Origin of the sequence: Mycobacterium sp. (genome assembly GCF_040509115.1) — a bacterium.
Lineage (GTDB): Bacteria > Actinomycetota > Actinomycetes > Mycobacteriales > Mycobacteriaceae > Mycobacterium.
Genome location: NZ_JBEVLO010000062.1, coordinates 1 through 11,628, shown reverse-complemented (window position 1 = coordinate 11,628; position 11,628 = coordinate 1). Strand labels below are relative to the sequence as shown.

The 11,628-nt window shown below is 68.7% G+C and carries 12 protein-coding genes; 11 read left to right on the top strand and 1 reads right to left on the bottom strand.

Annotated elements, in window-relative coordinates:
• Positions 1-1,182 (top strand): NAD-dependent succinate-semialdehyde dehydrogenase (locus ABW137_RS04785; RefSeq protein WP_526397414.1); only part of this gene is annotated, 1,182 nt, incomplete at its 5' end.
• Between the two features lie 7 nt (positions 1,183-1,189).
• On the opposite strand, the gene ABW137_RS04780 is transcribed toward ABW137_RS04785, so the two are convergent.
• Positions 1,190-2,701, bottom strand: a complete 1,512-nt coding sequence (locus tag ABW137_RS04780) for an ATP-binding protein (RefSeq protein ID WP_526397412.1) — start codon at positions 2,699-2,701, stop codon at positions 1,190-1,192.
• A gap of 180 nt (positions 2,702-2,881) precedes the next feature.
• Between ABW137_RS04780 and ABW137_RS04775 the strand changes: the two genes are divergently transcribed.
• The 10 genes from ABW137_RS04775 to ABW137_RS04730 all read left to right on the top strand — a co-directional run bounded on the left by ABW137_RS04775 (position 2,882) and on the right by ABW137_RS04730 (position 11,619).
• On the top strand, positions 2,882-3,313 hold the full coding sequence (locus ABW137_RS04775; protein ID WP_526397410.1) for a VOC family protein: 432 nt from the start codon (positions 2,882-2,884) through the stop codon (positions 3,311-3,313).
• Between the two features lie 80 nt (positions 3,314-3,393).
• Entirely contained in the window at positions 3,394-4,836 is a 1,443-nt protein-coding gene (locus tag ABW137_RS04770; protein ID WP_526397408.1) for an NAD(P)H-hydrate dehydratase, read from the top strand.
• 11 nt (positions 4,837-4,847) lie between these two features.
• Positions 4,848-6,242, top strand: a complete 1,395-nt coding sequence (gene gad / locus ABW137_RS04765; RefSeq protein WP_526397406.1) for a glutamate decarboxylase — start codon at positions 4,848-4,850, stop codon at positions 6,240-6,242.
• 54 nt (positions 6,243-6,296) lie between these two features.
• Positions 6,297-7,460: an alanine racemase gene (gene alr / locus ABW137_RS04760; RefSeq protein ID WP_526397418.1), complete on the top strand. Its 1,164-nt coding sequence runs from the start codon at positions 6,297-6,299 to the stop codon at positions 7,458-7,460.
• An 8-nt stretch (positions 7,461-7,468) separates the two neighbouring features.
• Positions 7,469-8,566: an alpha/beta fold hydrolase gene (locus ABW137_RS04755; protein ID WP_526397404.1), complete on the top strand. Its 1,098-nt coding sequence runs from the start codon at positions 7,469-7,471 to the stop codon at positions 8,564-8,566.
• Positions 8,559-9,038, top strand: a complete 480-nt coding sequence (gene tsaE, locus ABW137_RS04750) for a tRNA (adenosine(37)-N6)-threonylcarbamoyltransferase complex ATPase subunit type 1 TsaE (protein WP_526397402.1) — start codon at positions 8,559-8,561, stop codon at positions 9,036-9,038. The genes ABW137_RS04755 and tsaE overlap by 8 nt, the downstream gene beginning before the upstream one ends.
• A 4-nt stretch (positions 9,039-9,042) precedes the next feature.
• A complete protein-coding gene (gene tsaB / locus ABW137_RS04745; RefSeq protein WP_526397416.1) occupies positions 9,043-9,666 on the top strand; it encodes a tRNA (adenosine(37)-N6)-threonylcarbamoyltransferase complex dimerization subunit type 1 TsaB in 624 nt (207 codons plus the stop codon).
• Positions 9,663-10,127, top strand: coding sequence for a ribosomal protein S18-alanine N-acetyltransferase (gene rimI, locus ABW137_RS04740; protein WP_526397400.1), 465 nt, complete (start codon positions 9,663-9,665; stop codon positions 10,125-10,127). The genes tsaB and rimI overlap by 4 nt, the downstream gene beginning before the upstream one ends.
• On the top strand, positions 10,124-11,146 hold the full coding sequence (tsaD, locus tag ABW137_RS04735; RefSeq protein ID WP_526397399.1) for a tRNA (adenosine(37)-N6)-threonylcarbamoyltransferase complex transferase subunit TsaD: 1,023 nt from the start codon (positions 10,124-10,126) through the stop codon (positions 11,144-11,146). The genes rimI and tsaD overlap by 4 nt, the downstream gene beginning before the upstream one ends.
• On the top strand, positions 11,143-11,619 hold the full coding sequence (locus tag ABW137_RS04730) for a nuclear transport factor 2 family protein (protein WP_526397397.1): 477 nt from the start codon (positions 11,143-11,145) through the stop codon (positions 11,617-11,619). Before tsaD ends, ABW137_RS04730 begins: the two co-directional genes overlap by 4 nt.
• The last annotated feature ends 9 nt before the right edge of the window (positions 11,620-11,628 follow it).

Here is an 11,628-nt window from a genome sequence, read left to right as displayed (position 1 = left end):
TTGATCACGACCGAGATGGGCAAGCCGATCAGGGCTGCGCGCGAGGAGATCGCCAAGAGCGTTCGCGGCCTTCGGTTCTACGCCGCCCAAGGGCCCAGGTTCCTCGATGACGTCGTCGGCGACGCGTCCGCGGTCGGCGCGGAGCGGACCTTCGTGACGTATCAGCCGATCGGCGTGGTGCTCGCGGTGATGCCGTGGAATCTGCCGCTCTGGCAGGCGATGCGGTTCGCGGCCCCTGCCCTCACCGCGGGCAACGTCGGCCTCCTCAAACACGCCTCGAACGTGCCGCAGACCGCGCTGTACATGGAGCAGTTGTTCCGCGAGGCGGGCTTTCCCGACGACGTGTTCCAGACGCTTCTGATCTCGTCGGGCCGGGTGGAGTCGGTGCTGCGAGATCCCCGGGTTGAGGCCGCCACGCTCACCGGCAGCGAGCCCGCTGGCCGCTCGGTCGGCTCGATCGCCGGCGAGGAGATCAAGAAGGTGGTCCTCGAACTCGGTGGCTCGGACCCCTTCATCGTCATGCCGTCGACGAACCTCGACCGCGCGGTCGACGTCGCGGTGCGTGCGCGCACCCTGAACAACGGTCAGTCGTGCATCAACGGCAAGCGCTTCTTCGTCCACGAGGACGTCTACCAGCAGTTCCTGGACGGGTTCGTCGCCAAGATGGGTGCCTTGGTGGTCGGGGATCCGATGGACGAGTCCACCGAGATCGGGCCGCTGGCAACCGAATCCGGCCGCGAGGACGTCGAGGCGTACGTCGACGACGCCGTCGGCAAGGGAGCCAAGGTGTTGGTGGGCGGAAGGCGACCGGACCGACCGGGCTGGTTCTATCCACCGACGGTGATCACCGAGGTCACCCCTGACATGCGCATGTACGCCGAGGAGGTGTTCGGTCCCGTCGCACAGGTGTGGTCCGTGCCCTCGCTGGAGGAGGCGCTGCGGCGGGCGAACGCGCATCCCTACGGGTTGGGTTCGAACCTGTGGACCGAGGACGAGGCCGAGCGCGCGCTGTTCATCCGGGACGTCCAGTCCGGGATGGCGTTCATCAACGGCAACACCACCAGCTATCCGGAGATCCCGTTCGGCGGCGTCAAGAGAAGCGGCCACGGGCGCGAACTCTCCGATTTGGGCATGCGCGAGTTCATGAATGCCAAGACGGTGTGGATCGGCGCCAGCGGGTAGCGCTAGTTCACCGCGTCGTCGGCGCGACGATCGGAATGTCTGGACCGGCCGTCCCTGGCGCTGGCGCTCGCACGGGCAGGCACACGATGAATCTGGTGTCGCCGGGGACGGACTGCGCCGACAGGTGGCCCTCGTGCTTCTCCACGATCCGCCAGGCCAGGTCCAAGCCCAGTCCCGCGCCCTCGCCCACGGGCTTGGTGGAGAAGAACGGGGTGAAGACGTTGTCGATGACGTCGGAGGGGATGCCGGGGCCGTCGTCGCAGATCTCGACCCGGATCACGTCTTCGCGTTCCCAGCTGGTGCGCATGGTCAAGGTGCCACGATCACCCATCGCCTCCAAGGCATTCTCGATGACGTTGGTCCACACCTGATTGAGATCGCCTGCATAACAAGAGATCTCGGGGAGATTGAGATCGAAGTCGGTGACCACCTTCACGGGACCAGCGCCGCCGATTCTGGTGTCGAACATCATCAGGGTGCTGCGGAGCAGGTCGTGAACGTCGACGCACTGGTAGTCGCCGCGATCCATCTGGGAGTACTGCTTGGCACTTGCCAACAGGGCCGAGATTCGCCTGCTCGCCTCGGCGATCTCCCTCATCCTCAGCTCGGTGTCGACGGTGTGCTTCAGCCACGCGACGCCGGCCTGCAACACGCTGCTCGCCACCCCGCGACCGGTCACCGAGTTCGACACGCGTTCGAGCCAGTCGACGTCGAGGCCCGCGTCGACGAAGGTCGGGGCATAGTCCCAGCCATCGGCGATCCCGTGATCGTCCAGCCAGTCACCAATCCTTTCCTCGCGATGCGAGGACTCCAACGAACTGAGTTGCTGGGGTTTGGACGCACCCACGTGTTCGGCGACGTCGTCCTGGATCGCGATCAAGGCGTGCAATGACTCGGCGGGAATGTTGCCCTCGGCGATCGACGCCAGCTTGCGGCGCAGCTTGCCGACGCTCTCGCGCAACCCGGCGACGGCACGGCCGGTGGCGGCCGCGGGATTGTTCAGGTGGTGCGTCAAGCCTGCCGTGATGGTGCCCAGTCCCAACAGCCGGGCGCGTTGCCCGACGAGTTGTTGTTGTCGGATGGTGCCAAGCGTGTGTCCCGCCAGAAGGTGCACGGCCATGGGGAACTCGGTTTGCATGAACGCGGCGAACCGCTCGGCGTCGAGCACGTAGAACCGTGACGGTCGGGTCACGCGAACCGACGTCGTGTACGTCGGCTCGGCCTCCGGCACGTAGGCCGACCACGCCCCGCAGTACGCCCCCCGTTGCGAGGTGCGGCGGGTCTGGACGTCGAAACCCCCGGCCCTGGCCGACATCACCAGTTCCCCGTCGATGAGGACGTAGAAGCACGCCGCGGGCTCGCCCTCGGTGAACAGGGGTCCGGGCTGATGCGTCTCGACGCGACCGTCGGCGCAGAGCCGGTCGATCTGCGCGTCCGACAGCTGCTCGAAGAGGAACAGGGTGCGCATCTCCTCGGCCTGGCATTCGCTCTGGCTCTCGACCTGGCCTTCGTCGCCCATCGGCATCCTTAGCATCGTGGAGGGAACGCCTTCCGCCAACCGAGTTGCGATGTGGCACTGATTGGTTCAACCGCGCCGCAGCAACCGACGGTCTACGCGAAATGCGCTAGAAATCGACCGGAATCCGCTATCGGATGCCGTCTCCGTCCGGTTTGATGAGTACACCACACGGGAGGCGCATTGAGCGAGCACGAAGACGCCACGTTCGGCGGGGTCCATCACCTGTCGCTGACGGTGACCGATCTCGAGACCAGCGTGGCGTGGTATCAGCGGGTCTTTCGCACGGAGCGAGCGGAACTCAAGGTCCCGCACTACGGCCGCGAGGAGACCGGGTACAGCGTCCTGTTACCGGAGCCGCGGTCTGGGCTCATCTTCAGCCTGCACAGGAACACGGGCAACGCCGGGGAGCCCTTCGACGAGGCGCGCACCGGTCTCGACCACGTGTCCTTCCACGTGGTCGGGCGGGCCGGACTGTCGGCCTGGACGGCGTGGCTCGACGAATTGGGCATCGCGCACACCGGCATCGTCGACGAGGTCGAGCCGATCCCGTACTCCACGGTGGTGTTCCGCGACCCGGACAACATCCAACTCGAGTTCATCGCCGTCGACTGAGCCACCCGCCGCGGCCTACTGACCTGTGAGTTTCGCCGTCGGCCACCATTGGCGCCGCCCAGCATGGAATCCTGAGGGAGATGCGCCACTACTACGGGGCCGATGCCATCCGCGATGCCGAAGCGCCGCTGCTCGCCTCCCTTCCCGACGGCGCGCTGATGCGCCGCGCCGCGTACGGTCTGGCGGTCGCAATCGCCCGTGAACTCGGCGGGGTCTCGGGCAGTCGGGTATGCGCCGTCGTCGGCTCCGGCGACAACGGTGGCGACGCGTTGTGGGCGGCCACGTTCCTGCGACGTCGGGGCGCCGCGGTGAGTGCGGTTCTGCTCAACCCCGAACGCGCCAACGCCAAGGGCCTCGCCGCGTTCCGGCGTTCGGGTGGCAGGGTCGTCGAAACCGTACCGCCGGCAACCGATCTGGTGATCGACGGCGTCGTCGGCATCTCGGGGAGTGGGCCCCTGCGGCCCGACGCCGCCGACGTCTTCGCCGACGTCGCGGACCGAGGCATCCCCGTCACCGCGGTCGACGTGCCCAGCGGTGTCGACGTCGCGACCGGCGCCGCCGACGGACCCCACGTCGAGGCCACCCTGACCGTGACCTTCGGCGGCTTCAAACCCGTTCACGCCCTTGGCGACTGCGGCCGCGTCGAACTCGTCGACATCGGCCTGTCCCTGCCCGACGGCGACCTGGTGGGCCTCGAAGCCGCCGACGTCGCCGCCCGATGGCCCATCCCCGGCCCCCACGACGACAAGTACACCCAGGGCGTCACCGGCGTGCTCGCCGGGTCGGCGACCTACCCCGGGGCGGCGATCCTGTCGACGGGTGCGGCCGTCGCGGCCACCTCGGGAATGGTGCGTTATGCGGGAACCGCAGCAGCCGAGGTGGTTTCGCACTGGCCCGAGGTCGTCGCCGCGCCATCGATGAACACCGCGGGCCGCGTCCAGGCCTGGGTCGTCGGCCCTGGGCTCGGCACCGACGAAGCAGGCGCGGCGGCGCTGTGGTTCGCGCTCGACACCGACCTGCCCGTCGTCGTCGACGCTGACGCGCTGACGATTCTCGCCGCCCACCCCGACGCCGTCGCCGAACGCAGCGCGCCGACCGTCCTCACCCCGCACGCGGGGGAGTTCGCCAGGCTCGCAGGCCATCCTCCCGGCGACGACAGGGTGGCCGCCGCGCGCAAACTCGCCGACGCGTTCGGCGCCACCGTGCTGCTCAAGGGCAACGTCACGATCATCGCCGAGCCCGGTTCTGGGGAGAGCGCGGCGACGGGGCATCGGCGGGCCACGACCTACCTGAACCCCGCGGGCCAGGCCTGGGCCGCGACGGCCGGGTCGGGCGACGTGCTGTCCGGCGTGATCGGCAGCCTTCTCGCCGCAGGCAGGCCACCGGGAGAGGCCGCCGCCATGGCGGCGTTCGTCCACGCCCGTGCCGCCGGTCTGTCGGCCGCCGATCCCGGACCGCAGCCTGCACCGACGTCGGCGTCCAGGATCCTCGCCCATCTCCGTTCGTCGATCGCCAATCTCTAGAAGGGACAACGATGTCACCGAGGTTCACTCCGTCTGCGTCGATCGCGCCTGCCTACACCGGACGACTGTCGACCGCGCCGGTGCCGTCGCTGCGGATGCCCGACGATTCGATGGACCCGCAGGCCGCGTACCGGTTCATTCACGACGAGCTCATGCTCGACGGCAGCTCGCGGCTCAACCTCGCCACCTTCGTCACGACGTGGATGGACCCCGAGGCCGAGAAGCTCATGGCCGAGACGTTCGACAAGAACATGATCGACAAGGACGAGTACCCGGCGACCGCGGCCATCGAGCAGCGGTGCGTGTGCATGGTCGCCGATCTGTTCCACGCCGAGGGGCTGCGCGACGACGATCCCGCCAGTGCCATCGGCGCCTCGACCGTCGGCTCCAGCGAGGCCGTGATGCTGGCCGGGCTGGCGATGAGCTGGCGGTGGCGGGCCAAGGTCGGCGACCGAGCGAAGGATGGTTGGCGCACGCGAACGCCGAACCTGGTGATGGGCTCCAACGTCCAGGTGGTGTGGGAGAAGTTCTGCCGCTACTTCGACGTCGAACCCATCTACCTCCCGATGGAGGAGGGCCGCTACGTCATCACGCCCGAGCAGGTTCTCGACGCCGTCAACGAGGACACCATCGGCGTGGTCGCCATCCTCGGCAGCACCTACACCGGCGAGCTCGAACCGATCGGTGAGATCTGCGCGGCCCTCGACAAGCTGGCGGCCGACGGCGGGGTCGACGTGCCCGTGCACGTGGACGCCGCCAGCGGTGGCTTCGTGGTGCCGTTCCTGCACCCCGACGTGATCTGGGACTTCCGGGTGCCCCGCGTCGTGTCGATCAACGTCAGCGGCCACAAGTACGGCCTGACCTACCCGGGCATCGGCTTCGTCGTATGGCGCAGCGCCGAATACCTGCCCGAGGAGTTGGTGTTCCGCGTCAACTACCTCGGCGGTGACATGCCCACGTTCACCCTCAACTTCTCCAAGGGCGGCAACCAGGTCGTCGGGCAGTACTACAACTTCCTGCGCCTCGGGAGGGCCGGTTATGCGCAGGTGATGGCGTGCCTGTCGCAGACCGCGCGCTGGCTCGGCGACCAGCTGCGCGACAGCGAGCACTTCGAGCTCATCTCCGACGGGTCGGCGATCCCGGTGGTCAGCTTCCGGCTCAAGGGCGATCGCGGCTACACCGAGTTCGACGTGTCCCACGCATTGCGATCCTTCGGCTGGCAGGTACCCGCCTACACGATGCCCGCCAACGCCGAGAACGTGACGGTGCTGCGGGTCGTGGTCCGCGAAGGTTTCTCCACGGACCTGGCCCGCGCGCTGAAGGACGACACGCTCAAGGTCCTGAAGAGCCTCGACGAGCTCAAGCCCAACGGACACTTCGACAGTCTGCAACCCTTCGCGCACTAGGCCCGCCGACCCAGTGCAGCGCGCTCTGGGACAATCGGCGATGGTGACATGACCATGCACACGACCCCACTCCCGACGTCGACCCACACCGCCACCGCGGTGGTGGACCTCGACGCGATTGCCCACAACGTCCGTTTGCTGCGTGAATGCGCCGGATCGGCCCAGGTGATGACTGTTCTCAAGGCCGACGGATATGGGCACGGGGCCACCCAGGTCGCGCGGGCCGCGTTGGCTGCAGGCGCGGCCGAATTGGGGGTCGCCACCCTCGACGAGGCGATGGCCCTGCGCAACGACGGCGTGACTGCGCCGGTGCTGGCCTGGCTGCACGCACCGGGCACCGACTTCGCCCCCGCGCTGCTGGCCGACGTCCAACTCGGCGTGTCCTCGGAGCGCCAACTCGCCGAGGTGCTCGACGCGGTCGCGCGGACGGGCCGCCAAGCGACCGTCACCGTCAAGGTCGACACCGGTCTCAGCCGCAACGGCGTCGGCGCCTCCGCGTTTCCCGGCATGCTCACCGCGCTACGCCGAGCCACCGCAGACGACGCGGTCAGGCTCCGCGGCATCATGTCCCACCTCGCGTGCGGCGACGATCCGGCCAGTCCGGTCAACGACGTCCAGGCCACCCGGTTCGTCGAGATGCGGGCGCAGGCCAGCGCCGCGGGCGTCGAGTTCGAGATCGCCCACCTGTGCAACTCCCCGGCCGCGATGACGCGGCCCGACCTCGGCTTCGACATGGTGCGGCCCGGTATCGCCGTGTATGGGCAGACGCCGATTCCGGCCAACGGTGACATGGGCCTGCGACCCGCCATGACGTTGACGTCCCCGGTCGCCATGGTCCGTACGCTCAAGGCCGGTGACGGTGTCTCTTACGGCCACACCTGGATCGCCGAGCACGACACCACGGTGGCGCTGCTCCCCATCGGCTACGCAGACGGGGTGTTCCGCAGCCTGAGCGGCCGCATCGACGTGATGATCAACGGCAGGCTCCGGCGCAACGTCGGAAGGATCTGCATGGACCAGTTCGTCGTCGACCTCGGTCCGGGACCCGTCGACGTCGCAGAGGGGGACGAGGCCGTTCTGTTTGGTCCCGGTGATCGCGGTGAACGGACGGCGCAGGACTGGGCCGAACTCCTGGACACCATCAACTACGAGGTGGTCACCAGCCCACGCGGCCGGGTATCCCGTCGGTACGTTGGCACGGTGGACCAAAGCCGTTGAACGACACCGTGCATCCTAGGAGTCACCGGGCCCGCTGGCTGGCGGGTGTGGCGGGGCTGTCCGCTGTCGGCGGCCTGGCCGGTGCCACCGTCGCGCGGTCGTTCATCCGACGCGTCACCGACGACGATCCCTACGTGAACGAGGACTTCGAGCTCCTCGACGCCGACCGCGGTTGCGTGGTCACCACGCCGGACGGCATCCCCCTTGCGGTCCGTGAGGTGGGGCCCGAGGACGCGCCGCTGACGGTGGTCTTCGCACACGGTTTCTCGCTTCGCATGGGCGCCTTCTACTTTCAGCGCGCGCGGTTGACCGAGCAGTGGGGTCCGCAGGTCCGCATGGTGTTCTACGATCAGCGCGGCCATGGCCAGTCCGGCGCTGCACCACGCGAATCGTGCACCGTTCCGCAATTGGGGCGGGACCTCGAGACCGTGCTTGCCGTCATGGCGCCGCGCGGACCGGTGGTGCTCGTCGGCCATTCGATGGGCGGCATGACCGTACTCGCCCACGCCAGGCAGTATCCCCAGCGGTACCCCACCCGGATCGTCGGAGCTGCGCTGATCGCGACGGCGGCCGAAGGAGTTTCGCGCTCGCCGCTCGGCGAGATCCTCAAGAATCCCGCGTTGGAGGCGGCGCGTCTGGCCGTCAGGTATGCCCCCAAGACCGTGCACCGCACCAGGGGAGCGGCGAGGTCGGTGATCGGCCCCGTGCTGCGGGCAGCCTCCTACGGCGACGAGAAGATCAGCCGCAGCGTCGTCGCGTTCTCCGAGCGGATGATGCACGACACGCCCATCGCGACCCTCGTCGACTTCCTGCACGCGCTGGAGGTGCACGACGAGACCGAGGGGCTGAAGGCACTTGCCAAGGTGCCTACCTTGATCGTCTGCGGCGACCACGACCTCCTCACGCCCAAGGAGTACTCCGAGGCCATGTCGGCCGAGTTGCCGAAGTCCGAGCTCGTCATCGTCGGTGGCGCAGGACATCTCGTCCAACTCGAGCAGCCCGAGATCGTCGACGACGCCTTGGTGCGCCTCGTCGAGCGCGCCACGCCGTCCAAGCTCGTCGCGTTGACCCGGCGCCTTCGGGAACGGGCCCGCAATCATGGCTGAGGTGTTGGAGGGGACAGCCGAGTTGCCGACCGCCGACGATACGTTCGCCCTCGGTGCTCGACTGGGCGCGGACCTGCTGGCTGGCGACGTCGTCGTGCTTGCCGGTCCGCTGGGTGCAGGAAAGACCGTGCTGGCCAAGGGGATTGCGCAGGCGATGAACGTGGGTGGGGCCGTCACCTCACCGACGTTCGTGCTGGCGCGGGTGCATCCGGCCCGCGCTGCGGACGCACCCGCGATGGTGCACGTCGACGTCTACCGCCTGCTGGATCATCCAGGCGCCGACCTGCTCGCGGAGCTGGACTCGCTGGACCTGGACACCGACCTCGACGACGCCGTCGTGGTGGTCGAATGGGGGGAGGGGCTGGTGGAACGATTGTCCGACCGCCACCTCGACATCCGGCTGGAACGGGGCGGCGATACCGACGTCCGGATCGCCACCTGGCGGTGGAGCATCCGTGGGGAAGGGAAGTGACGGGGTGAGCGTGGTCCTTGCCATCGACACCGCCACCCCTGCCGTCACGGCGGGAGTCGTCCGGCGCGGTCCTTCGGGCGTCGACGTGCTCGCAGAACGGGTCACACTCGACGCGCGTGCTCACGCCGAACGGCTCACCCCGAACGTCCTAGCCGCACTCGCCGACGCCGGGGTGCGCATGGCCGAGCTCGAAGCGGTCGTGATCGGTTGCGGCCCAGGACCGTTCACCGGGTTGCGGGTGGGCATGGCCACGGCCGCCGCGTACGGCCACGCCCTGGACATTCCGGTGTTCGGCGTGTGCAGCCTCGACGCGATCGGAGTGGACACCAGCGACGAGGCGCTGGTGGTCACCGACGCCCGTCGCCGCGAGGTGTACTGGGCGCGCTACCGCGACGGGGTGCGGGTCGCCGGACCAGACGTCGCTGCCGCAGCCGACGTGCCGAGCGGGGCGACGCGGGTCGCAGGCTCCCAGGAACACGCCGCGCTCTTCGAGCTGCCCTACGTGCCACCGTCTCATCCGACCGCGTCGGGATTGGTGCGCGCCGTCGACTGGGACACGGCGCCGGCGCCGCTGATCCCGCTGTATCTGCGCAGGCCCGACGCCAAGCCTCAGACGGTGCGGTCGTGACCGTCGAGATCGGCACCCTCGCCGTCGGTGACGCCGACCGTTGCGCCGAACTGGAAGCCCAACTCTTCCCCGGCGACGACCCGTGGCCCGCCACGGCGTTCGTGCGGGAGCTGGAATCCGCGCACAACCACTACGTCGCCGCCCGCGCGGACGGCGTGCTGGTGGGTTACGCGGGGATCAGCAGGCTCGGCCGAAAACCCCCCTACGAGTACGAGATCCACACCATCGGCGTCGACAAGCTGCATCAGGGCCGCGGTATCGGCCGAATGCTGTTGAACGGTCTGCTCGACATCGCCGACGGCGGAGCCGTCTTCCTCGAGGTGCGCACCGACAACGCCGCCGCGATCGCGCTCTACGACGACTTCGGCTTCGAGGTGATGGGCGTACGCAAGCGCTACTACCAGGCGAGCGGCGCCGATGCCTACACGATGCGACGATCGCCGAAGGGACGGGAAGGATGATCATCCTCGCGATCGAGAGCTCCTGTGACGAAACGGGAGTCGGCATCTGCGAGCTCGACTCACGCGGCACCGTCACCCTGCTGGCCGACGAGGTGGCCTCGAGCGTCGACGAGCACGCTCGCTTCGGCGGCGTCGTCCCCGAGATCGCATCGCGCGCGCACCTCGAAGCGCTCGGCCCGACGATGAGAAGGGCGCTGGCGACGGCAGGCATTCGCAGGCCCGACGTGGTCGCGGCCACGATCGGGCCAGGCCTCGCGGGTGCGCTGTTGGTGGGAGTGGCTGCGGCCAAGGCGTATTCGGCGGCATGGGAAGTGCCGTTCTATGCGGTCAACCACCTCGGTGGGCATCTCGCCGCCGACGTCTACGATCACGGCCCGCTGCCCGAGGCTGTGGGGCTGCTGGTCTCCGGCGGCCACACCAACCTCCTTCACGTGCGGTCGTTGGGGGAGCCGATCGAGGAACTGGGCAGCACCGTCGACGACGCCGCTGGCGAGGCGTACGACAAGATCGCTCGCCTGCTGGGCCTCGGGTATCCCGGCGGCAGAGTCCTCGACGAGTTGGCCCGTACCGGGGACCGCGACGCAATCGCCTTCCCACGCGGCATGACGGGACCGCGCGACGCCCCGTACGCGTTCAGCTTCTCGGGGCTCAAGACCGCCGTGGCGCGCCACGTGGAGTCCAACCCCGACTCGTCCACGGCCGACGTCGCCGCGGGCTTTCAGGAGGCGGTGGCCGACGTGCTGACCAAGAAGGCGGTCCGCGCCGCGACGGACCTCGGTGTGTCCACGCTGCTAATCGCGGGCGGGGTCGCCGCCAACTCGCGGCTGCGTGAACTTGCCGAGGAGCGGTGCGCCGCGGTGGGTTTGACGTTGCGAGTGCCACGGCCGCGGTTGTGTACCGACAACGGAGCCATGATCGCATCGTTCGCCGCGCACCTGATCGCCGCGGGCGCGGCCCCGTCACCGCTGGACGTCCCGAGTGATCCTGGCCTTCCGGTGGTCAAGGGCCAGGTCGCGTGAGCGCGGGCGAGGTTGCGGTCGGGGGACTGGCGGACAAGCTGGCGATCACCGAACTGCTCTACCGGTACGCCGAGCTGATCGATGCCGGCGACTTCGATGGCGTCGGCCTCCTCCTGTCCCGTGCGACGTTCGGTGGACCGGCATCGGGAGTGGCCTCCGGCGCCGAGGTCATCGCGAAGCTCTTCGCCAAGACCACCCGCCGCTTCTCGGACGCCGGCAACACACCCCGAACCCGGCACCTCGTGCTGAATCCGATCGTCGACGTCGATGGTGACTCGGCCGCCGCCCGGTCGACGTTCTGCGTCGTCCAGCAGACGGATGCGGTTGCGCTGCAACCCATCGTGGTCGGCCGCTACCTCGACGTCTTCGCCCGAGACGTCGATGGCTGGTACTTCACCGAACGCACGGTCGACGTGCAAATGGTCGGCGACGTCTCGGACCATCTGACGGTGGACCCGCGCGCCTACGGCTGACGCGGCGGC